This window comes from Aestuariibaculum sediminum (assembly GCF_014596945.1).
In the GTDB taxonomy this organism is placed as follows: Bacteria; Bacteroidota; Bacteroidia; order Flavobacteriales; family Flavobacteriaceae; genus Aestuariibaculum; species Aestuariibaculum sediminum.
In genome coordinates this window covers 36322-61494 of the sequence record NZ_JACVXB010000003.1, presented here as the reverse complement: position 1 = coordinate 61494, position 25173 = coordinate 36322, and the positions used below count along the sequence as shown (strand labels likewise).

13 protein-coding genes are annotated in these 25173 nt (G+C 35.3%); 2 read left to right on the top strand and 11 right to left on the bottom strand.

Annotated features, from left to right (window positions below):
* Nucleotides 1–3: 3 nt before the first annotated feature.
* From ICJ83_RS07960 to ICJ83_RS07935, 6 genes are all read right to left on the bottom strand, one after another.
* Nucleotides 4–5127, bottom strand: coding sequence for a T9SS type B sorting domain-containing protein (locus tag ICJ83_RS07960; RefSeq protein WP_188229857.1), 5124 nt, complete (start codon nucleotides 5125–5127; stop codon nucleotides 4–6).
* Nucleotides 5128–5354: 227 nt separating this feature from the next.
* Entirely contained in the window at nucleotides 5355–8936 is a 3582-nt protein-coding gene (locus ICJ83_RS07955; RefSeq protein ID WP_188229856.1) for a T9SS type B sorting domain-containing protein, read from the bottom strand.
* A gap of 89 nt (nucleotides 8937–9025) precedes the next feature.
* Nucleotides 9026–13891: a T9SS type B sorting domain-containing protein gene (locus ICJ83_RS07950; protein WP_188229855.1), complete on the bottom strand. Its 4866-nt coding sequence runs from the start codon at nucleotides 13889–13891 to the stop codon at nucleotides 9026–9028.
* Between the two features lie 111 nt (nucleotides 13892–14002).
* Entirely contained in the window at nucleotides 14003–16723 is a 2721-nt protein-coding gene (locus tag ICJ83_RS07945; RefSeq protein WP_188229854.1) for a T9SS type B sorting domain-containing protein, read from the bottom strand.
* 26 nt (nucleotides 16724–16749) lie between these two features.
* Entirely contained in the window at nucleotides 16750–17574 is an 825-nt protein-coding gene (locus ICJ83_RS07940; protein ID WP_188229853.1) for an ABC transporter permease, read from the bottom strand.
* An 18-nt stretch (nucleotides 17575–17592) separates the two neighbouring features.
* Nucleotides 17593–18489 (bottom strand): ABC transporter ATP-binding protein, encoded by an 897-nt coding sequence (locus tag ICJ83_RS07935; protein WP_188229852.1) that lies wholly within the window; start codon nucleotides 18487–18489, stop codon nucleotides 17593–17595.
* A 182-nt stretch (nucleotides 18490–18671) separates the two neighbouring features.
* Here ICJ83_RS07935 and ICJ83_RS07930 point away from each other — a divergent pair, with 182 nt between their 5' ends.
* A complete protein-coding gene (locus tag ICJ83_RS07930) occupies nucleotides 18672–19763 on the top strand; it encodes a hypothetical protein (protein ID WP_223154657.1) in 1092 nt (363 codons plus the stop codon).
* A 5-nt stretch (nucleotides 19764–19768) separates the two neighbouring features.
* Here the strand turns inward: ICJ83_RS07930 and ICJ83_RS07925 are convergent, their stop codons facing one another.
* The 4 genes from ICJ83_RS07925 to ICJ83_RS07910 all read right to left on the bottom strand — a co-directional run bounded on the left by ICJ83_RS07925 (nucleotide 19769) and on the right by ICJ83_RS07910 (nucleotide 23535).
* Entirely contained in the window at nucleotides 19769–20287 is a 519-nt protein-coding gene (locus ICJ83_RS07925) for an IS1096 element passenger TnpR family protein (RefSeq protein WP_188229851.1), read from the bottom strand.
* A gap of 129 nt (nucleotides 20288–20416) precedes the next feature.
* Nucleotides 20417–21445: a COX15/CtaA family protein gene (locus ICJ83_RS07920; protein WP_188229850.1), complete on the bottom strand. Its 1029-nt coding sequence runs from the start codon at nucleotides 21443–21445 to the stop codon at nucleotides 20417–20419.
* 42 nt (nucleotides 21446–21487) lie between these two features.
* On the bottom strand, nucleotides 21488–22906 hold the full coding sequence (locus ICJ83_RS07915; RefSeq protein ID WP_188229849.1) for a CCA tRNA nucleotidyltransferase: 1419 nt from the start codon (nucleotides 22904–22906) through the stop codon (nucleotides 21488–21490).
* A gap of 68 nt (nucleotides 22907–22974) precedes the next feature.
* Nucleotides 22975–23535: an L-threonylcarbamoyladenylate synthase gene (locus ICJ83_RS07910; protein WP_188229848.1), complete on the bottom strand. Its 561-nt coding sequence runs from the start codon at nucleotides 23533–23535 to the stop codon at nucleotides 22975–22977.
* A 100-nt stretch (nucleotides 23536–23635) separates the two neighbouring features.
* On the opposite strand from ICJ83_RS07910, the gene ICJ83_RS07905 reads away from it, so the two are divergent.
* Entirely contained in the window at nucleotides 23636–24400 is a 765-nt protein-coding gene (locus ICJ83_RS07905) for a lipopolysaccharide kinase InaA family protein (protein ID WP_188229847.1), read from the top strand.
* Here ICJ83_RS07905 and ICJ83_RS07900 read toward each other — a convergent pair.
* Nucleotides 24397–25158: a glycosyltransferase family 2 protein gene (locus ICJ83_RS07900; protein WP_188229846.1), complete on the bottom strand. Its 762-nt coding sequence runs from the start codon at nucleotides 25156–25158 to the stop codon at nucleotides 24397–24399. The two genes, ICJ83_RS07905 and ICJ83_RS07900, sit on opposite strands and share 4 nt — an antisense overlap.
* Between the last annotated feature and the right edge of the window lie 15 nt (nucleotides 25159–25173).

The following is a 25173-nucleotide window of genomic DNA, read 5'->3' as shown; positions in this document are numbered from 1 at the left end:
CGATTATCGTTTTAAAGTAAAATGCCCCATAAAGGTTCTTCCATCGGTAAGTTGAACTTTAAACCAGTAATCGTCTGAGCTGAGAACTTTACCTTTAAACGTGCCATCCCAACCAATACCCAAAGGATCCAATTGTTTTATTAATTTGCCGTACCTATCGTAAATATAAACCATACTTGTAGTTTGAGATTGATCTAAACCTTGAATTTTCCAGTAATCGTTCTGGCCATCGCCGTTAGGCGTGAAAAATTTACGATAACCAATTACGAATACATCTAATTCAGCTATTCCGCAAATATCATCCTTGACGAATAGAGTGTAGTCACCGGCTCTAACGTTATTAAATACAGGTTGATCCTGATAAGGGAAAATAACTAAACCATCTTTAGATTCTAAAGCAAATTGGTAGGTTCCCGAACCTAAGCTTGATGGATTATTAATAGTAACACTGTTATGATCTGAAATATCGACCACCGTGATATCATCCTGTGTAATCGTTGCTAGTTCTGAAGCTTTAACTATAACAGATTTTGTAGTACTACATAAAGTTGCTGGATTGGTTAAAGTAACAGAATAATTTCCAGGAGTTGACACATCAAGCGTTGTTTCGTTTGAGATTTGATTGCCGTTTTCATCAAACCATGTATATTCTAAAACTTCGTTGGCATTATCTTGCACCGGTGCAAGAGTAACTGTAAAACTGGGGTCTGAGGTACAAACAATTTCTTCTTCATTAATGTAAAACTCAGGGATAGGATTAACGACTAAATCGATGGTTGTTGTAGCTACGCAGCTTGTGTTAAGCGGGTTTATAACGTTAACGTTTATTGTTTGAGAATCTGAAACCCAAGGATTTGGTAGAGTAGTGGCGTCGGAAATGGTATTTCCATCAATATCATCATATGAAAAATAGATTTCCATATTAGATTGATTCCCTAAAATGGTATTTGAAAACGTAGATGTATCGAAAGTATGTAATCCGTCATTTATGGCTGTTCCATCGCTACCATCGTCACAAAAAATTTGTGTAGCCACAGGATGAGCCACCGGTTGTTGGTCGACCACGAAGTCTAAAGTGGTTTCAGCGTAACAGGCATTAGGGGTTTTATTTGTAAGTCTAATGGTAATGGTTTGATTATCCATTAGTAAGATGTTTGGCAGAGGACTTGTAACAGGAGAACCATTAAAGTCGTTTAAAGGGTTTCCGGAAGCATCAAAATAATCAATTGATATGTCGTTTAGAGATTGGTTTCCTAAAACGATGTTCTCAACGGTAGAGACATCAAAAGGGTAAGCCCCATCAAAGTCATCGTCACAAACACGGGGTATAGAAACAGAATTTACAACCGGGAGCTCTTCAACCACCAAAGTGATATAGGGTCCTAAGGCCTGACAATCGTTACTAACCGGACTATCTACTCTTATGTATATATTTTGTGTGCCAGGGTATCCTATGTTACGATAATTTGCGGTGTTTATAATGGCGTTTTGTTCGGCTAAAGCATCTGCTTCATTTCTGTAAAAATTAATTTCAGGCGTTTGTGGTGTAAACAGGTTTTCTACCATTGTTTTCACATAGCTAAAATCGAAGGATGCTATACCATCTCTGTTATCATTATTGATGTTATCTATGCCATTAATATCCAAAAAGTCATCGCAAGCTGTCAGTATTTCGTTAATGGCTCCGTTTGGAATTTGACTAACGCCAACTGATAATTGAATTTGTGCAACTGAAGGACAACCAAATTCATTTTCAACGCGTGCCCATACCGTGTCGTTATAAGGATTGTTTGCATTTTGGTATGCTGTTGGTGTTTCAATAAAGTCACTGCTGTTTATATCTCCCGATTCAGCCGAAGTTTGAGATGTAAAATAGCTAAACTTTTCGTTTGATGCATTTGCTGAAATTTCAAAATTGACTTCCGTAAGGTTAAAGAAGCTGATACCATCTGTATCATCATCGCACTGAATTAAAGTAACTGGAGTATTAATTAAGGGAAGAGTATGGACCGTAAGTAAAGCTACATCCGAATATAAACCACAACTGTTTCCTGTTTTATTAAGTAGTACTCTGAATTGGTAATTATTAGAATTTATTGGTGCATTTAGTATCATTAAATTTGCGGTTTGTGCACCATTGTAATTTGCGTTATCTGTGATATTAAGCCAGTTTGTACCATCGTTACTCACTTCCCACTGATAGCTGTCCGCATTTGCTGTTATGGTTATTTCAGTGTTGTAAGTGTTACAGACTTCGGTGTTAATAGGTTGAGCCGTTATTATTATGGGAGCAGGAATGTTGTAATTTTGTAGCGGTAGGGTATAACCTGAAGCATTGGTAACAACCCCATTATTGTTTGTTATTAACGTAGGTGAATCACCAAGATAATTGTCGTTATTGGCATCGGAAAAGCCAGCCTCAATTACATCGTTACAGCCATCGCCATCACTATCATAATCAATATAACTAAAAATTGTATCGTTATCTAAATCGTCCAATACGTAGGTTGTAATACCGCTGTCAGGACTTGTTTCAGCAAAATCTAATAAACCATTTGTTCCAAAAGAACTTCCGTTATCAATCACGCCATTTATATCAGTATCTGATAAAAAGGTACCTAAAGCACCAGTTTCGGTCAGGTCAAAAATACCGTCATTGTCACTATCAAGATCGTAATAATCTGGAACGCCATCGTTATCTGTATCCATGGGCAAAGAAGCAATGTTATAACTATCGTCTAAGCCATTTAAATCATTATCTATGTAGGATAGTGGTATTAAAATACCTGTATTTTCCACAGAATCAGGAACACCATCGTTATCGCTATCAAGATCCAAGGCATCGGGCACATTATCGCCATCAGTATCTTTATCGATGCAGGTTGCAGTAATTGAAAAAGCAGCATAATTGCCACCCGTTTCGGAGTTGTTTCTATGAATTACAGTAAGGGCGTCTATATTGTTTGCGTAAAATCCAAAAGTCCCTTGACCAAAAGCTAAAGTGTTACTTTTGATTTTAAACCTGATTTCGTAAGCTGAAATTTGCGTGACATTGGATTCGTATATTCCATCAAAATTCGTATCAATTAATAGTTGGTCATCCAGATCAAGAAGAGTAATTGTTCTGGTGTTGGGTACACGAATAATAAAGGATTGATCTCCAGTTAAAGTTCCATTTCCTGATGGAGTACTTGAGGGGTATTCAACCTTTAGGTGAATATTTTTATTAAAATTTAATTGATAGTTAACACTGGTTTCCGAAGTTCCATTTTTATTTGGAGTTTCAGAAATTATAGTGCCATCAGAGGTTCCAGAAACTGGTGTTAAAGATGTATTTCCTTCCGTAGTAACTGTTCCGTTAAAGGTGTAGTTTCCAACGGATGTGCTACCTGACAAAATATTAGTTAAGTCTAGCGGCTGGTCGCCATAGGATTCTGTACAATTCAGGATTCCATCGTTGTCATTATCAATATCTATATTATCTATGATACCATCATTGTCAATATCGTCAGGACATATGCTTACGGGGACTTCAACCGACTCTAAAGTTAGGTTTGAACAGGTTAAAACTCCAACAAGTTTATAAGTTCCCGATTGCGTTGGTGTGTATTCTAAGCTCTGGCTACCAGTTGAAATATAGCCACTTCCATCATTATAAAACCATTCTATACTATCGAAATTTCCAAGATTAGCAACTTCTAAGCGAACATTAGGTATACATATCCCTAACGGGTTTAAATCTATATTAAAATTAATTTCCGGAGGAGAAGGAAAACCTGAATAAAAACTGCCTGATGTGGCTGCACCGTTGTAATTAAAATAAGCACAGTAGAGCTCATCGGTACTTTCTACGGAAACGTTCCCAGATAGTCCCAATATCTTATAAGTTACATAATCTGGATTTCCGGTAACACTGTTAGGACTAACACTTATAGGGTTGCCGTTTACCGTAACGGTAGCTCCCAATTTAGTAACAATCGAAACACCGCCGCTGTAGGTGGTAGATCCGATGTTTTCAATAAAAGCAATATTATCCAAATTACCTCGAGCTTCACAACTAAGAGGAGGAACAAAAAACATTCCTTGATTAGCTTCACTGGTGGTCGCTCCAATACCTTGATAAACAAATACAGGTTGCGATGTTTCAAGATACATGTTGCCATTGGAGTTGTAATAATTACCTTCAATAAGATAATATTGTCCGGCATTTATCGTAGCTATAGGAGTTGCATTTCCGTTAATATAAATTGCAGTATTGTTGGAATGGGCAACTACTAAAATATTCTCCCATTCATTATTTCCAGAACCTTTAACAAAAATGTATTCGCTTCCTATTTTTGATAAATCAACAATTTGATCAATGCCGTAATCACGACCATTTCCGTTATGAAAGCTACCGTTGGCGGAACCACAATTAACAACTATATTTTTGGTTGAAGTGATTAAAGTACCTATAAGTCCATCCCTATTAATACTGCTGTTAGCCGAATTGGTGGCCACAATATAACTTTCCCCTTTATTTAACGTTGTATTTATGGGGAAAGTACCACTGTAATTTTCAACATTTAATCCTGAAGGAAGGTCATCAAACGTAATTTGCGTGTCATCTTCAGTTGCCATTACCGAAACGAAATTTAAATAATTAGATTGCGGATTTTCATTAGTAAAGCTACCAACTCTAAAGGTTTTCCCCAAAGCTGCCGACCCCTTACTAACCAAAGCACCTGCTTGCGCACCTCCGCCAGCATTCATTCTAACAGAAACATATATGGGGTCGTCAGCTTCTATTATATAACCTTTATTACTATGAATATTGCTCGTTTGGGACGAAGCCACAAAAAGTTGTCCGTTTCCTGATCCTATGAATATTTCTCTTGGTGATGTTTTAGAAACAGTCCCTGTTATATAGTTCGTAGTCGTTTGTCCTACTGGTTTAATCGTATAGTTAATATTAGCATTATTTGGAGTAGAGATATAAATATATTGTTCCTCAGGATTAGCGTTTCCAAATTCAGCGCTTGTTAGTGGTGGAATGTAGTGGGTTTTACTTAATTGAGAAAAGGCCTTTACAGAAAAGCATAGGGTTAAAATAATTGTAATTATTTTAAAATTAGTTTTAAGCGGCATACTTTAAATGCGTGTAAAAGGTTCTGGTTAATATTTTTATGTTTTGAAATTGAAGCTCTTAATAGTGCGTTTAGTATCCATTTACCACATATTATTGAAAATACATCTATTAAAAAATATCCTAGACAAAATAGTAAAATTCATCAATAACTACTGATTTTTAATTAAATAAAATAAAAGCATTTTTATAAACTTATAACTTTAGAAACCAACAAGACTATAACCATTTATCGTTTTAAAGTAAAATGCCCCATAAAGGTTCTTCCATCGGTAAGTTGAACTTTAAACCAATAATCGTCGGAGCTGAGAACTTTACCTTTAAACGTGCCATCCCAACCAATACCCAAAGGATCCAATTGTTTTATTAATTTGCCGTACCTATCGTAAATATAAACCATACTTGTAGTTTGAGATTGATCTAAACCTTGAATTTTCCAGTAATCGTTCTGGCCATCGCCGTTAGGCGTGAAAAATTTACGATAACCAATTACGAATACATCTAATTCAGCTATTCCGCAAATATCATCCTTGACGAATAGAGTGTAGTCACCGGCTCTAACGTTATTAAATACAGGTTGATCCTGATAAGGGAAAATGATTAAACCATCTTTTGATTCTAAAGCATATTTGTAGCTTCCCGAGCCTAAACTCGCAGGGTTGTTAATGGTAACACTGTTATGATCTGAAATATCGACCACCGTAATATCATCCTGTGTAATCGTTGCTAGTTCTGAAGCTTTAACTATAACAGATTTTGTAGTACTGCATAAAGTTGCTGGATTGGTTAAAGTGATGCTGTAAGTTCCAGGAGTGGATACATCAAGAGTTTTATCGTTGGAAATTTCGTTACCATTTTCAAAGGACCAGGAATAATCAAAGGTCTCAGAAGGGTTATTTTGCACAGGAGCTAGTGTCACTGTAAAACTGGGGTCTGAGGTACAAACAATTTCTTCTTCGTTCATGTAAAACTCAGGGATAGGATTAACGACTAAATCGATGGTTGTTGTAGCTACGCAGCTTGTGTTAATCGGGTTTATAACGTTAACGTTTATTGTTTGAGAATCGGAAACCAAAGGATTTGGTAGAGTAGTGGCGTCGGTAATGGTATTTCCATCAATATCATCATATGAAAAATAGATTTCCATATTAGATTGATTCCCTAAAATGGTATTTGAAAACGTGGATGTATCGAAAGTATGTAATCCGTCATTTATGGCTGTTCCATCGCTACCATCGTCACAAAAAATTTGTGAAGCCACAGGATGAGCCACCGGTTGTTGGTCCACCACGAAGTCTAAAGTGGTTTCAGCGTAACAGGCACCATCTGGATCCTGTGTCACATTGTTAGTTACACGAATAGTTATGGTTTGCGTTTCTGTTAAAAACGGATTCGGTAGCGGACTTGGTAGCATTGCCCCGCTGGCGTCGTAGTAGCTTACGGTAACAGAATTAGGGTCTTGTGTTCCTAATACTATATTTTCTATTGGAGAGATGTCAAACGGAAAATTTAGAACGTTATCAGAGATGTCAAAGTCACATTGCGCCGCGATGGTAACGGGGTTAGCTGTTGGCAAAGGTTCAACCACTAATAAATTTTGAAATTCTTTTAAACCAAGGCAGTCATTTCCCAAACTGCTTTTAATACGTACCCATATATTTTGACTGTTTGGCGAATTAGTGTTTTCATGAGCATCGATATTAATAATTTCATTAATTTCTAACTCGGCATCGTTCTGACTTTCATAAAAATGTACGGATGCAGGAATTGAAGAAAATAACGTGTTAGAAATATGACTTTTTATGGCGGACATGTTAAAAGTAGAAATACCATCTCTAAAATCGGCACCGTCATCACATTGGTGAATAGCTGTTGGATTATAACTATCTAAAGCACTGCTGGAAGGATTTACTTGTAATTGTAAAGGAACAACCCTGTAGCAGGTGTTGGGGTTTTCCACACGAATATAAATAGTTTCACTAAACGCTAAACTATTTTGATAGCTTTCGGGTGACGGAATATTGGCACCTTTAAGTTCTGCTTCATTGGGGTCGTTATAATAAGTAAAGGTTAGGCCTTCGGCCATAAAGTTTGGGTTAATTTCTGTTTTTATTTCATTCAAAGTTAGATTGAACAGAGCAATACCGTCGTTTGAAGCATCATCACATTGGGCATAAATTCCAGGTGCCATTACTGTGGGTAATTCAGGTATGTCTAAAATAAAATTAGTATCGGCATAGCATTCACTTTTATTATTATTGGACATTCTTACATAAATGGTTTGACCTCCAGAAATAGTGTTTATAAACGTTGTGGGGTTTAAAATTTCATTAACATACAAGCCGTCTGTAAAATAAGTTAAAGTGAAGTCGGTAGCCGGTTGTCCGTTTAAAATGTCATTAGCTCTTTGTGTAATATCGGTAATTTTAAAACCATCGGTATCTGTTCCCACCGAAGCGTCATCGCATTCCTGAATTGGGTTGATGCTATTTGAATTTAGAGGAAAAGGCGAAGGGTAAACTTCTAGTTTAAACGTCGAAATTGAAAAACAATCGGGATTATAATTGTTTTCTACTCGTGCGTAAATGGTAGTGTTAGTACTTAAAAAATTGTTTGGTGTTGCTATGTATGATGGGCCAGTTTGAGCATCGTTTAAACTATTGTAATACGTAATGGTTACATCTGGATTACTTGAAATGAGATTATTCTGCTGAGTTAAATCGAAAGTCATTTCTCCATCGTTATCATCATCACACAACTCTAAATTTGGCGCCGTATTAGCGTTTGTAAAATAGTATAAAATAGGGTCAGAAAAGAAATTACAACTAGAATTTAACAGGTTGTTCGCATTGTGAGCAAATTTCAATCTAAAATGATGAAACGGATTTGAGCTGGCTGAAATTGTATAATTAAGTGTATTTGAAGTTTCATTGGGCAAATCGGTCCAAACACCTGGCGTTGTTGATTCTTGCCAAATCATAACAAAATTATTAGGAATTTCTGCGTTTAATGAAATATTGTTGTCAACAGTACCATTCAGACAATGCGATTCGTTATTTGTAACGTTGTTAGCGGCATCCTTAATATCTATTAGTGGGCCACAAGGTCTAACTTCAATGTCATCGATAGCCAAATCGTTTCCAGCCTGTCCGGAAACATTATTCTTTAGCATGAAATAAATGTTTTCGGTTCCAGAAGGGACCGTAAAAACCAACGTTTTTTGATGCCAGCGGTTAGCTCCAATACCGGAAATAGAACCTGTATTAGCTTCTATTATGTTGCCTAACGGTATATCGTTAGCATCGGTAAAGCCTACAATTAATTTAATATCTGGATCTATAAAGTACCCTGGTTCGTTTGACTTTGCAAACCAAGCCGATAGTTCATATTCGATGTCATTGCATAGACCATCAATTTTTTGAGCATAAAATACGTTTAAATCTGTCCCAGCATCACAATAATACATATAGCCATTGGTGTTACCGGTATGGTCTGTAAAACTATTATTCCATGTAGCGCCACCAGGAGCGGCATCATACGGGTTTTTCATTAATCCGTATTGGTCATAGCCAACTGTGCCGTTTCCTCCTATGTAAGTATACAGTTGAGCAGGCCTGAAATTAGGATGCACATCGGCATTTGGGTCTTGATTTAGCGAAGGCCCCAGGCGTGCTACACCCGAACCAAAATTTTCTGTAAATACAGGGTTTCCTAGTGAGCAACTTGCTTGAGAATATATTTTTTTACTAGTGCTCAGGAAGCAAATAGTAAATAGTATGCAAAGGTAGTTTAGTTGTTTGTTAGTTATCATAACTAACAAATATATAAATAATTAATAATGATTTTAATAATTAATAGAGGTTGAAAAACTAGTTTTTTAATTTCTTAGAAAAAGTTAATTTACCGCTTAAGTGCAAAGTGTCCTTTTATTTCGTTAAGGTTTCCATCTTGCATTATTTTAGCTACAAACCAATAGTCGTTTGAAGGCATGTTATTGCCGTTAAAAGTACCATCCCAACCAATGCTATTATGTGGTAGTGTTTTTAAAAGCTTTCCATACCGATCGTAAATATAAACTATGGTTCCAGGAAGTTGCTCAATACCTATAACATGCCAATTATCGAAAACACCATCGTTATTCGGTGTAAAAAATTTGGGAATATCAAATACATAAACTTCGGTAATTACATCTTCACAACCATTTAAATCTCGTATGGTAATTTGATGAAGTCCGAAAGTCACATTATTAAATACATTTGAGGTTTGTGGTTCACCGCCATCCAAAATATACACATAGTTTCCAATTCCGCTTACATCTATTGTAATGCTGTTAGGATCTTGGAAGTCTACTTTTGTTGTAAAGTTAATAGTCGCATCTTCAGACTCAATTAGTTCAAAGTTTCTAGTAAACGAACAACCATTTAATGTTGTAACTTGTACCCAGTGCATTCCTAAATCATTTTTATCTAATTGGATTTCAGGAGTAGTTTCACCAGTGTCCCACAAATAAGTATCTCCTGCCATTCCAGTATCAGCATTAAAAGTTTGAGGTAGGTCATTTATACATAAGGGTTCTACATCTTCTAGAGGGATTACGGGTAATGGATTTACATAAATTGAAAATTGCGTAACATCAAAACACTCGGTTATGTTATGCTCTATTCTGGCATAAACTATTTCTGTATTTACTGCTGCATGAATATCACCTAAAGGATTTCTAGCATCAAGCGCATCATTCATATCATTGTAATACGTTATTGTATAGTCAGCTGCATTTTGATTTCCTAGAATGGCTGCATTATTTACCGTTAAATCAAATTCTAAGAAACCATCAAAATCATCGTCGCAATCTTCTAAATCAGGAGGTGTATTCGCAATTGGATTAGGGTTAATTTGAAGTTGGAACGCTTGTGTTATAAAACATCCTGTTGTATTATTTACTATTCTTGCAAAAATGGTAGGATTATTATTGTTGTATGTGTAGTTTTTATTTAAAGGGTTCGCTCCAGTATCCGCGTCTGGTTGACTGTTGTGATATGTGATCGTTATGTTATTGGAATTATCAACCAACATATCGTCTACCAGGGTTAAATCGTATGTACTGGTTGTATTGTCACAAAAAACTATAGGGTCAATTGTATTAACTTCAGGAGGAAGGTTAACTACGAGGTCTAGGGCGTAAACATCAAAACATGTGGTTTGGGTAATTTCTGCCTTTACATATATGGTTTTACTTGTAGTTACGGGATAAGTATTAATTTGCGTATCCGGAATCTGGTTTGTGAGTGTCATGGTATCCTCATCGTAATCTTCGTAGAATGAAATTTCGACATCACTAAATCTGACATTTTCAATATTATATGAGGTTGTTTCCAAATCAATGGTTGTAATTCCGTCGTAATCGGAGTCACATACTGCAGGAATAGTAGCCGATTCAATATATGGTGTAGGGAAGGTTACAAAACTAATTTCTTCAACTACCGCACAGGAATTTTCAGATTTTTCAATACGAACATAAAACTGGCCTTGGCGTTCGGTATATGTAAAGGCATCTGGCAATGCTGTATTGGCGTTATTTAATGCGTCTGCTTCACTTAGATAAAAATTGATAACTAAATTATCGGGACTTCCTTGCATAAATTCCTGACGTTTTTCTTCTAAATTGAAGGTGTAATCACCATGTATGGATTGACATACAGGAGGGAAGTCTGTAAATCCGGTGTTATATTCAGGGTTTGTGGCTAATTCAAGTTGAAAAGAAGAGGTGGCATTACAATTTGGATCCGAAGTATTTTCAACTCTAACATATATGGTCTGACTTCCACTGCTATTATACGCAGAATATTTGTTTAAAGGTATATTATAAGCAGCATCTTCAAAATAAAACACCTCTTTACCAATTTGATTATTTAAAATTTCAGCATCTTTTTCATACAAATAGAAATTTGCTGAGGTCGTACCACTATCTACACAAATTTTATAATTACTAATATCTTGAATTACAGGAAGTGTATTAACGATAATACGTAAAGCTTCAATGGCAGGACAGCTTGTATTAGCATTGGTTTCGACAATTCTAATAAATAGCAATTGCGTATTGGCATTATAGCTACTAGGGCTAGATATGGCATTGGATCCTGTTCTGGCATCATCTAAAGATGTATGAAACGATATATCATGGTTATTTGGATTAGATACGATTTCAGAATATGTATTTTCAAGGTTTACGATAGAAAAACCATCTTGGTCAGCATCACAAATTATAATATCTGAAGGTTGGGAAGTGGTTGGAGCAGGCACGACTTCTATAGTGAAATTATTTTCGGTATGACATCCCGTTGTCGTACTTTGAATCCTAGCCCAAATATTTGCAGATTGATTTACGGGATACGGATTTGGTAAAGGTGCTATATTTTGTCTGGCATCATCCTCGGAAGCAAAATAGGTGACAAAGAAGTTTGTATTTCCATTTAATATTTCATCATCAAAAAGGGTTAAATCGATGTTAGCGACACCATCATCATCATTATCACAAAATGGGAGAGGATCGATAGGGGTAAAAAGCAGTATGGGATTAACACGTAAAACTATATCTTCATTTTCAACACATCCGGTATCGGTATTATAAATTTGTATGAGTAATGTTTTTGGGGTTGTATTGCTAACCGGATAAGGATTTGCTTTGTTTATATTATTTCCATTATCTAAGTCGGCTTGATTTTCATAAAAATTCACAGAAATAGGGAAGGGTAAATCGTTTATAATATAGCCTTCAACGGTGTATAAATCGAAGTTTATAAAACCACTACCATTACCATCGTCGCATAAAGCAAACTCATTAGTGTCGGTTCCAGTAAGTAGTAAATTAGTATGTATTTCTAGAGGAACAACGGTAGCACACCCCGTGTTATCGTCTTCAATACGAACGTAAATGGTTGCCTCGCCCGGCTCTGGGGTGGAGTTGGTATATTCGAAATTATTAGGATCATTAATAGGATTGGTACCCGAATTAGCGTCAGCTACAGATTGGTGGTAGGTTACGGTTACGCCATTTAGTCCTTGTAATATATCGTCTTCCCGAATAGTTAAATCGAAAATGGCATTACCATCTCTATCGGTGTCACAGGCGTCTATGTATTGCGTGTCACGAAGAACATTTGGGCTCAAAGTAACATCGATTGTTAGGGTTGTTGTATTAGCACAGCCTGTTTGGGTGTTCGTAACTCGCACATACACGGTTTCCGGGTTCGATGAGTTGGTGTAGTTTGTACTATTTAATGGGTTTGAACCAGAGTTGGCATTGATTTGCGAATCATGATAGGTAACGACCAAATTCGTGTCACCACCAGTAATTTCATCATCTTTTTGGGTTAAATTGATAGCAGTAAAACCATCCAGATTAGAATCGTTATCGCATACGGGTAAGTTGCTAGGGGTATTTATTATTGGAAGGTTGTTTACTATTAAATTGAAAAAAGTGTAGGCTGGGCATCCAGTATCGGTATCAACAATACGAACATATATAGGGTGTGGGTTTGTTGTGTTTTGTATTGGTGCTAAAATGGGATTGCTATTCGCTCTTGCATCGGCCTCCGAAGGATGGTAAGTAAATGAATAATTACTAAAAGGGATAACACTTGCTACATCATTATCTTTTGTTGACAAATCGAACGTTTCTACGTCATCACCGTTAGCATCACACAAGGTGTAATCGGAAACCGGGTCGATTGGTGTCTCAGTGTTTAGAGTTACCACTATTTCGTCATCCTCAACACAGGTTGAATCGCCCACAGGTATTGTTGCTTCAACCCGATAGGTGCCACTTGCTGTAGCTGTTAAAGTTTCACCATTTTCATTTGGAATTAAGTTGTTATCTAGAAACCATTGGTAAGTAGCTAAAGGGTTATTTAAATTAGCATCCAAGGTTGTGGAATTAGCACAGGTTGTAATGTCTTCACCTAATGACAAAGTTGAAAATGAATTGGTTTCGATAAATACAGAGGTGTCAAATTCGCCATCGCCACCATAATCGAATACGAGTAGTTTAATGTGGTATCTTGTATTAGGAATGACATTGGCGGAAGCTGTCATAACTGTAGTTCTTCCGTTATAATTGGTATTACCAGCATTATAGTCGTCAAAATAAGCTTCGTTAGAAGCCCCACAAATATTTAAAACTTCTTCATGTATGTTACGAACCGTAACGGGGTCGTTGGTTCCAGGAACCAAAGCTATATTTTGATATGTTGTAGCGGTGCTTTCACGAATTAAGAAAGCAAAGCCATCATCAGAATCACATTGATAATTTGCATAATACTCTTCGGAAGCCATTAAATAATTAAATTGAATAACATCGGATATGGCTACAAAATCAAACTCGACCACTGTGGCGTTTGCAGTATTATCAATACCCAAAACATTTAAAATATCTGGGTCTGTTCCCCAGTTTAAATCCCCATCACTCAAGTCATCTGAAATTGTATTATTGGCTCCGGAGGCTGCATTTCCGCTAGAAATAACAATACCGCTACTTAAAGGGAAGTTTGTTGTTCCTCTATCGAAAGAGCCAAAACTTGAAAAGCCATTTGTGCTTCCGTTCACGGGAGAAACAACACTGCTAATCTCAACACAACCTGTAGCCAGGTGATTTTCGATCAGGTCGGTTTCGGTTACTGTATTATCTATAGTTATTTGTTGAGAAAGAACAATTTGACAACCAATAACGATAAAGAATAAGCTTAGGTAGGTTTGTGTTTTTTTGTCCACAGTTAAAAAGTTGGGAGCTCAAATTAAAGCCAAGTTTTAGGTCACGAAAATTAGCTAAATTTCAGATGTAATGCAAGAAAAACACGATGAAACTAAGAGTTTTAGCTAAAATTATCGTTTTAGAGTAAAATGATCTTTAAAAATACGACCGTCTTCAAGAGTGACAAAAAACCAGTAATCATCAGTTGGAAGGGTTTTGCCATTTAAACTTCCATCCCAACCGCCAACTAATGGAGTTAATTCTTTTAGCAATTTACCATAGCGATCAAAAATTTTAATTTTAGTGTTCGCTTGAAACATTTTAGAGGTGCCATAAACTTGCCAGGTATCATTAAAGCCATCATTATTGGGGGTAAACACTTTTGGAAATCCAATTACAGAAACCGTTTGAGAAATTGTGCCACAATTGTTTTTTACATCATTAACATAAACATTATATATACCTGCTCTAATATTTGTAAAGGTATTGCTTTGTTGGTATGTTGTTATTGGTTCATGGTTTTCAGTGTATAGTGCGAATTCATATACTCCTTCACCTGAAACCAAAGCAGTAATTGAATTATTACTAGACGCATCTTTAACTTCTATATTGTTTATTGTTGCGATATTAGAAGCATCAACCGTTACAGTTCGCTCCTTGCTACATCCTGCCACATTTGATATTGTAACCGTATACACACCAACTTCGTTAATGGCGATATCGTGTGTTGTTTCTCCATTAGACCAGCTATAGGTGTAATTGTTAGGGTCATCGTTCGTTATTCCAGCATCGATTTGTATGGTTTGAGGATAGCTGTTTAAGCAATATACAGCTTGCGCTGTTGCTTCAATTTCAGGTAGTTTGTTAACGGTTAAAAAAACCTTGTTTATTCCAAAGCAACTATTACTATTTTCAATTCTGGAATAGATGGTTTGACTATAAGGTGTTGTGTTTTTAAAACTAGTACTAAGTTTATTTTGCTCCAGCAAAGCGTCATCAAAAGAGGTGTAAAAGGAAATAGAAGACGATGTGTTATTTAAAGTTTGAATTTGATTTGCTATAGTGTTAAGGTTAAATGTGTTAAGTCCGTCTTCGGAATTAATTTCATCACAAACCGGAGTTACTGTAAAATCAGGAATTTGATTAATACTTACATCAAGAGTTAATGTTGAAACGGAATAACATCCTAAATCAGGATTAATAACTTTGGCATAAACAGGTTGAGGCTGATCCGCATTAAAATTGTAAGTTTCGGGTAAAGTAATTCTATTATTTAATACGGGATCTGTGTAATATTCAACCACCATCCTGTCGTCATTATTGGTTATAAAACTAGTAGCTTCTGTTAAATTAAATCGGGTAAAACCACCAGGCGTAGCATCTTCATCACATTGGGTTAGGGTATAATCGAAAGCTTGAGGATTAGAATTGTACATTACATTTGCTAAGCCTTCTAGAGTTTTATCACAGTCACCTGTATTGGGGTCGATAAAAACGGAATAAACACCAGCCTTATCAATATTAAGCGTGTAATTGGAATTTAGTATTTCTGTACCATTGTAAGACCATGTATAGGTTGCGCCAGGTATTTCTGGTGCTTGTAATGTATAACTTTCACCTTCACATAAGTGTAATTCTGTAGTGCTACTATTGTTTCCTATGATATCAATCTTTTCAGAAAAGAAGGAAGTAATGAATGGCGGTAAGCCTTGACGTCCATTGCGATTAAGACTTAAAGCGTTGTGTTCATATCGGCAATCGGCACCTTTTTTGTTTGGCTCATTTATTACAGACAAATAAGGTAACCCTCTTAGGTAATTAATATTCATGGACCTGTATATTTTACCGTTAGGTCCTAATTGCAATCCACTTCTATAAGTTTGCCTGTGGTCTAAAACAAATTCGGTGTTTGCAATGTCTGTATCTGTTAAATCGTATTGAAGCAAAGCGCCGTATTGTGCAGTAGGATCAAAGCCTTCTTCTTCGGTAGTTTCGTAATATGTCGATATATAAAGCAGTTCGTTGTTTTGTGCAAATTCAACTCCGTATGGCAACTGAAGTTTTCGATTATTGAGTGAGAATTTAATTTTGATATTTGTTTGATTACTTACTATACCGGTAGTTTTATCGAAATCGTAAAGGTATAACCCTGAACTCGCATTAGCACAGGCCAGTTTGGTACCATCGGGCGACAATTTTAAATACCCGCGATCATCCACAATAGAAATATTAAATTTAGACTTTACTGGCGTGGTATTAAGACCAGATGTGCTTACTTCGTATGCATAAAATGTGTCAAAAAATTGGCCGCCATCAGGGGCAAAAGTAATAACCCAAATAGATTGACTCTGACAGTCTTTTACAACGGCAGTAACTTTTTCAGAAGAATTTGGAAGCAGATTAACATTTTTAATAGTCACATCACCAAGGCCATTATTTCTATTAAGGTCGACCATAGAATAATTAAAACCAAAATCTGGATCTTCTCTAAAAATTCGGGTGTCTACTGTAAAAATAAAATAAAGATTAGAGTCACTTGGGTGCGGTACTACTATAGCCGATTGCGTACTGGACGCATCACCGTAAAGACCAAAACCATTTGGCATCATTTGGTGATTTTTGTTCCAAACAGTAACGCCGTCTGTATAAAACAATAAGTTTCCATTAGAATCAGAAATTGTGGCACAGCCTTCAGTGGTGCTTAATTGCCCATTACTAAGATTAGAAATTGTTCCATCGGGGTTAAACCGGATTCCGGCATTATCACCAAAAAACCAGTTAGATGCTTCACCTTGAGAAAAACCTGTAAGCGTATAAAAGAATATTAATAAGGCCGTTATTTTCTTTTTCATATTGTAACAAATCTATAAAAAGATAGTTACAAATCGCGCTTTTTTAACAGTCTGTACGATAAAAGGATAAAAAGCATTGTCCAAACTAAAACTATAAGAATTTCATAGGTGTGTACACCATAATCATAGAGTAGTTGTTCTTTTTCAGGAAACTTACTCATAGCGATGCGTTGAAGAGGTTGGTCGATTAATTTGTACATGGATTTTAAAGGAAAAAAGTTTTGAATTTTTTCTGCTATATCCGCATTAAATTTCCAGGTTATTAGTCCGAAGCCAATCCACTCCATAATGAATAAAATGAAGATAAAAGCCAGAGCAAAAGCCGAGCGCTTTGCAAGCATTCCAAAAAATAAACAAAGACTAAAAAAACCGACTAGTTTGACAAAATATGCGACTAAAAAACTGGTTTCTCTAATAATAATATTAAACTCATTATAACTAGAGTAATATAAACCAATACACAAGGATATAAACCCGATGATAATAGTAGATACTAAAGAGAAGAAAACAATAGCATAGAATTTGGATAAAATAAATTCTTTTTTGCTTAGGCCATCAATTAAGTTTTGCTTTATGGTTTTGTTACTGTATTCGTTACCTATCATACTTACCACAACAATAGCGAAAAAGAACTTAAATTGTGACGCAAAGAAGGTGGTTAAATGCCAGATTACAGGAAAATTAAATACGCCCAATTCGCCTAACTCCAAAGTAAATAAACCAAAAACATTGAATTTTATAGAAGATAATAGTATAACCAAAAAAGGTAGAATAAACGATATGAATATAAGAATTTTACTCGTTCGGTTTAGTAAAAGTTTCTGTAATTCTAAATTTAATAATCGAATCATAGCTAGTGGGTTGAGCGTTTAAAGTTTATCGGTTAGTTGTAAAAATTGTTCTTCTAAACTTTCTTTACGTTGCACTAAATGAGTTAGAATAATGCCGTTTTCAAAGAGGAATTGGTTAAACGTTCCGCTATCCATACGTTCATTTAAAAAAGCTGTTATCAGACCATCTTTTGTTTTTATTTTGGAAAATGATTTGTGATTTTCTAACATCTTAATAAGGGCGTCCTGATTATTACATTTAAGCTCGAAAAACCCATGACTCGAAATCATTTCGTCTACGCGACCAGAATATAGTTTTACTCCTTTTCGAAGCACGACCACATGTGTACAAACTTTTTCGACTTCATCAAGTAAGTGAGAGGCGAGTAGTATAGTAGTTCCTTTTTCGGCAATTTGTTTAATTATTTCTCTTATTTGATGAATGCCTTGTGGATCCAGACCATTTGTAGGTTCGTCTAGTATTAATATTTCTGGATCATTAAGTAGGGCAGAGGCTATGGCAAGACGCTGTTTCATACCCAGCGAATAAGAACTAAATCTACTGTTTTTTCGGTCTAGAAGGCCTACTGTTTCTAACGTTTCATCAATTTTATTAGTGTTTACGCCTTTTATTTTACAGACAAGTTTTAAGTTTTGGGTAGCCGTCATGTAAGGGTAAAAATTAGGACGTTCTATAATGGCTCCTACTTTTTTTAAAGCATGGTGTGTTGTGGTATGACCATCGAACCATTTAAAATCACCGCTGGTTTTATTCACTACATTCAGCACTATGCCCAAAGTTGTAGATTTGCCACTTCCATTAGGGCCTAAAATGCCATAAATATTCCCTTTGTTTATTGTAAATGATAAATTGTTAACTGCGGTTAATGTTCCAAACTGTTTTGTAAGGTTATTAATGGTTAGTATTGGCTCCAAATAAATCGTTTTTTTAAGTTCGTTTCTAATACGACGATAATGAGATTGATTTGTTACAATTAAAGGTTGATTTTTAAAAAATGCGTTAGGGATTGCAGCGGCATCCTTTTTATTGAGCGAAAACGTTTTGCACAAGAAAAAGATATAGCGGAAAGCCCGACCCTTGTGGTAACGCCAAAATAATGTTAGATTTGAGCGTAAGTTTGCATGATATGGATGATTTAATAATTTCGAAGCGAAAACCTTCATACCCGATTACCGAAAAGTTAGATGCCTATTTAACCGAATATAACAGGAACATTGAGTTGCCTATTTTTTATGATGATTTGCTGAGGTTTCAAGGGTCGATTGTGGTTTACGATAAAGAGGATAATGATACATTGTGGATTAGAGTGTACTACAACGATTTTGAGCGTGAAGAGATTGAATTGTCGCTAAAAAAGGTTTACACCATTTTGCATTCTGATGGTAATGAAAACACATTACCTTTTTTAAGTGTTGACGCTATTGATTATTGTACGTTCGGAAATTCGAAACCATTCCGAATTAAAGTTAGAAACATTTTAAACGACAATTATACGTATTTTTATATTAAGAAGGCAGATGCTTCAAGGGTTTATGGTTTAGAGCTTGAGCATATGTTGTCGCCTTATAATTTAAATTTTTTAGTGTATAAAGACACGTTAATCGAGGAGCATATTGCGGGCATTCCAGGTGATGAGTTTATTAAAAAATTTTTACCCAAATGCGATAAATCTGAAAAATCACAAATAGCCAAAGAGTTTGTAAAATTTAACGAGCGTTGCATGATTCGGCTTTTAGGTGATATGCGCTCATATAATTATGTTATTGTCCCTACACACGATTTCGATCATGTGGTTTATAAAATCAGGGCAATAGATTTTGATCAGCAGTCTTACGAAGGAAAGTTTAATATTTATCGTCCGCAGTTTTTTAAAGAAAATCTGAAAATGGTAGAATTGGTTTCGGAAACATTTCAGCGATTATCCATCGATCAATATAAAATTGAAGAACGTTCCATATTGGTAAAGCGATTAAAAAGTTTTCATGATCGTATTGATGAGTTACTGGCTTGTATGGAAAACGATACGATTTCAAAAAAGGAAAACATCGATTTACTTAAAAATAAAATTTACGATTATACTTTAGATACCAATTTTAAGAAATGTAAATCTATGGGAAATATCCTAAAGCGTTCTTTAGAATATTTAACCCATAATTATGAGAATGTAAATCCCTTAAAGTTTAAGTAGAAATTTTAGTTCCAGTTTTCGTCAAAGTCGAAACTGTCGTAATCGTCTAAATCCAGTTCATCGTCAAATTCAGAACCAAATTCATCAAATTCGTCTTCGGCTTCAAAGTTTTTTTCTGGAGCTGAATCAGGTATTTGACCATGAACATACATAAGGTTTGGGTAATCGACGCCATCAGCTTCTTCAACAATTTCAGCAAGTTCAACAAAGAACGTCCACATGCTTAAAAAATCGTAAACGTAAATTAATTTGGTTTGGCTGGTATTTACAGTGTCGTTTATTGTGGTTTCGTTCATTAAACGCGACGAGTTATCATCGCTTAAATCGAATAATGAGATTTCTTCACCTTGATTCCACTCGTCATCACTTAAATAAAATGAAGCCATTTCGTTTCCGTCAAATCCAAAAGATTGCGTAATGGCATTATGTAAGTCTTCAAGTGTGTCGCTTTCACGTATTTCTAAATCTCTAAATACGTCTTCTTCTACATCGTTATCAAGTATAACTCTAAATCTGTAAATCATTGTAAAAAGTTAAAGTGCAAAGGTATGTTTTTTTTGTTTCACTGAATAAAGGACAACGTAAACTCTGCAAGCTTTTTTAAAAATTATTTTCTTAGGTTTTAATATTTAATCAAGTCTTTTAAGTGTCAATTATTTAGCAAAGCGATGTAGCGTAAATGTCATTGCACTTAATAAGAAAAATGCACCAATTTGATGTGCAACGCCTAACCATAAAGGTACTTGAAGTAATATAGTAAACACACCTAATATAAATTGAACAAAAACCAAAATAACTAAGCTATTAACGCCTTTTTGTTGTAAAGTGGTTAGATTATATTGTTTCGATTTATGCCAAATAAGAATCATACTAATTACAACTAAATATGCTAGAGTACGATGAACAAATTGAATACCGCTTGGGTTTTCGATTAAGTTTTTATAGAATGGTTCCAAAACATAAGCGGTAAAATGAATAAACTTGCCATCGTTCATTAATGGCCAGTGATTATGTAATAACCCAGCTTTTAACCCAGCAACAAATGCACCATATATAATTTGAAGAATTAAAATGCTATAACCAATAATAATGTATTTCTTCATGGGTTTGTTGGTTGGTTTTCTGTTCGGATAAATTAAATCCAGGGCAACCCATAGTGTTGCTGCAAACGTTATAAAGGCAGTAATTAAATGTGCTGCTAATCTAAAATGACTAACATCGGGCATGTCTACCAAGCCACTTTTTACCATATACCACCCCAAAAAGCCTTGAAAACCACCAAGGGCTAAAAGAACTATACATTTTTTAATGGTGTTTTTGGTGAGTTTCTTTCTAATTAAGAAATAAATAAAAGGTACAATAAATACTAACCCAATGGTTCTGCCAATAACCCGGTGTAACCATTCCCAGAAATAAATTGATTTAAAGTCTTCAATGGTGAAATGACTGTTAAGTTTTTGATATTCTGGATATTGCTTATATAGCTCGAAAGCTTCCTGCCATTCTTGTTCGCCAATTGGGGGAATAGTGCCGGTAATTAACTTGTAGTTTGAAATTGAAAGACCTGAGTCGGTTAAGCGTGTAATACCACCAACAATAACCATTATAAAAATGAGTAAGCACCCCGATAAAAGCCAGTAAATTACTGCTTTGTTATCTTTATTTGATTTATTTCTTTTCAAGTTTTTTATTGTCTAAATTTTAATAATTATATCGTGACCAAATCACTTTGTTGCTTTCAAACCTAATTTTTCCCCTTTTTTAAGCATTAAATTGTAAGCCGCCTCGTGTTCGTTAGGAATTTCGCCTTCTAAAATAGCCTCCTTTATGGCTTCTTTTATTATTCCTATTTCTCTTGATGGTTTTAGGTTGAAAGTCTCCATAATTTCCTCGCCTGAAACAGGTGGCTGAAAATTACGAACGTGATCGCGCGCTTCAACTTCGATAATTTTCTCGCGAACAATCTTAAAATTGTTATGGTATTTTTGAAATTTTTTAGGGTTTTTAGTCGTAATGTCGGCTTCGCAAAGCGTCATTAGGTCATCTACGTAATCGCCAGCATCAAAAATTAAACGACGTACCGCCGAATCTGTTACTATATCTTGGGCTAAGACAATAGGACGTGAACTCATAAGCACCATTTTTTGAACAAATTTCATTTTGTCATTTAATGGCATTTTTAATCTTTTGAATAAGTGATACACCATTTTAGAACCTTCGAACTCATGTCCGTGAAAGGTCCAACCAACCTTTTTACTGAATTTTTTTGTTGGGGCTTTACCTATATCGTGTAGCAAGGCGGCCCAGCGAAGCCAGAGGTTGTCGGTGTTTTTTGCAATATTATCAACCACCTCTAAAGTGTGATAAAAGTTGTCTTTATGGCGCTGACCTTCTTTTTCATCGATGCCTTTAAGAGCCATTAACTCAGGCAGAATGTATAGTAAGAGCCCTGTTTTTTCTAATAAAAGAAAACCTGTGGAAGGCGTATTGCTTTCCAGAATTTTGTTTAATTCAACAACAATACGCTCATTGGTTATGATTTCAATACGTTGATTATTTCTAGTAATTGCCTTTAGTGATTCATCTTCAATTTTAAACCCAAGTTGCGTAGCAAATCGAATGGCACGCATCATACGCAATGGGTCGTCGCTATAAGTAATATCTGGATCTAAAGGCGTACGGATAATTTTGTTTTCTAAATCCTTAATTCCATCAAATGGATCTAATAAATCTCCGAAATGGTCTTCTCCTAAATTAAGCGCTAAAGCATTTATTGTAAAATCACGACGGTTTTGGTCATCGGCTAAGGTGCCGTTTTCAACCGCGGGGTTTCTGCTGTTTTCGTCATAAGACTCCTTTCGAGCGCCAACAAATTCAATTTCAATGTCGTTATAGCGCAGCATAGCTGTACCGTAAGTTTTAAAAACCTGTACTTTTGGTTTGTTGGGAAGATTTTTAGCAACCTGTTTCGCTAGTTTAATACCATCACCTACGGCAACAACATCAACATCTTTGGCAGTTCCGCGTTTTAAAATATAATCGCGAACAAAACCACCAATAACGTAGCTTTCTAAATTTAATTCTTTGGCAGATTGAGAAATTACTTTAAATATGTTTTGCTCTAGAGCTTGCTTATGGTTCATAATTATCAAATTTCAAGCACTAAACACCAATATTTTATGAGGTTGTTAGTTTTTGAAAGTATGTATTTTTAAGGTCTAATTATCTTCACAACACCACTATTGCTCAATTTAATGATTGATGATGGTTTGTCGCATTTTTTTTCGTGGTGCAAATTTACAACATAGTCTACACCTTTTAAAACCTCTTGGCTTATTTCTTTGTAGGCTTTGGGAGTGGGTTCACCACTTATATTTGCCGATGTCGAAACTAAAGCGCCATTAAGTCGGCGTGTTAACTGATAACAAAACTCATCGTCAGGAATTCTAATAGCAATAGTGCCATCTTCAGCTATTAAATTTTTAGCTAAATTTCGGGCATCGTCGTAAATAATGGTAGTAGGTTTATCGGTAACATCTATAATATTCAAAGCCACTAAAGGCACTTGCTTAACGTATTTTTTTAGCATGCGGTCATCGGCTACCAAACAAATAAGCGCTTTGCTATCGGCACGTTTTTTTAAATTGTACACTTTTTTAACGGCCTCTGGATTTGTAGCATCGCATCCAATACCCCAAACCGTGTCGGTAGGGTAAAGAATTATACCTCCATTTTTTAAAACTTCTAAAGCTTTATTTATTTCTTTAATCATATTTTCAACCTTATATTTGCAACCCTGCAAATTTACAATACTCGACGAAATGATTTGTTGTGTATGGCAATTTTTAATTTATATGTCATTATTTTTATACATGAAAGAAGTTAAGGTTTTTAGTAAAGGTTTAGAGTCGTATTTTAAAGAAGAATTAAAACAGATTATTCATGAATTTGATACTATAAAAGGAGGCGAGGGAGAACGTAACATTATAAAAATAGTAAAAGTTCAAGATTGCAATATTAATATCAAGGCCTTTAAAGTTCCTAATATTTTAAATAAAATTGTCTATAATTTTTTTAGAAAAAGTAAGGCAGAACGTTCTTTTTTATATGCGAGTAAACTTATGGAAATGGGTGTTGGTACCCCAAAGCCTTTAGCTTATTTCGAGTATAAATCGTTTTTGTTTTTTACTAAAAGTTATTATGTAAGCGAACAATTGGAGTGCGACCTGACTTATCGGGAGCTTACAAAGCAATTTGATTACCCAGATTACGATAATATTTTAAGGGCTTTTACCAGATTTACTTTCAGCTTGCATGAAAAAGGAATTCATTTTCTAGATCATTCTCCGGGAAACACCTTAATAAGAAAAGAAGGTGATACTTATGGCTTTTATTTAGTCGATTTAAACCGCATGCATTTTGGAACATTGGATTTTAAAACCCGAATTGAGAATTTTTCCCGTTTAACTATTCATAAATCTATGGTCGAAGTTATGAGTGATGAATATGCAAAATGTTCAGGGTATGATTATGAGAAGATTTTTAATTTAATGTGGGGTGAAACGCAAGCCTTTCAGGAGCGTTTTCATCGCAAGAAAAGATTAAAGAAAAAATTGAAATTCTGGAAGAACACTTAAGATGTCTGTTTAATTAATTCTCTGAGTTTGGTGTATTTTAAAAAGGTAATGTTTGCCGTTTGAACGCAAATTACAAAACCATTCAATCCATCAAGAAATCCTAACCTCAAAAAGTAGGCTTTAAAAAATGCCCAAGTGGGATTAAAAACGATTTTCCAAATAGGCGCTGTTTTGCCTAAATCGAAATAAGCCTTAGCGGAAATGCTTGAAAAATGTTCTGTTTTTAAATTAAATTCTGAATATGTCTGGTAAGTCCAGTGTAAAATATCACCTTTTAAATAGCCTGTTTTATCGTTTGGATGATGCAAAACCACATTGTCGTGCGGGTTTATACCTTTCCATTGGGCTTTACGTCGGTCGAAAACCCGTAGTTTTTTGTTTGGATACCAATCGGAATGTTTTATCCATTGACCGCAAAAATTATTAAAACGATTGCTATAGTATCCATTAAGTGTCCAATTGCTTTTTAGCTTAATAATGGACTTTTGGAGAGTTTCAGATAAGGCTTCGTCACCATCTAGTGAGACAATATAATTAAAGCTAGCCTGTGCCAGTGCAAAGTTTTTTTGCTCGATGTAACCCAAAAACTTTTGTTCTATAAACTTTACCTTGTATCTGGAACAAATGGCTTTAGTGTTATCCGTAGAAAACGAGTCTACTACAACTATTTCATCGACCACATTTATTAAAGATTTCAGACATTTTTCAATATTACGTTCTTCATTAAATGTTATAATAACCCCCGATAGTTTAATCATGTTCTGTGTTTAGGT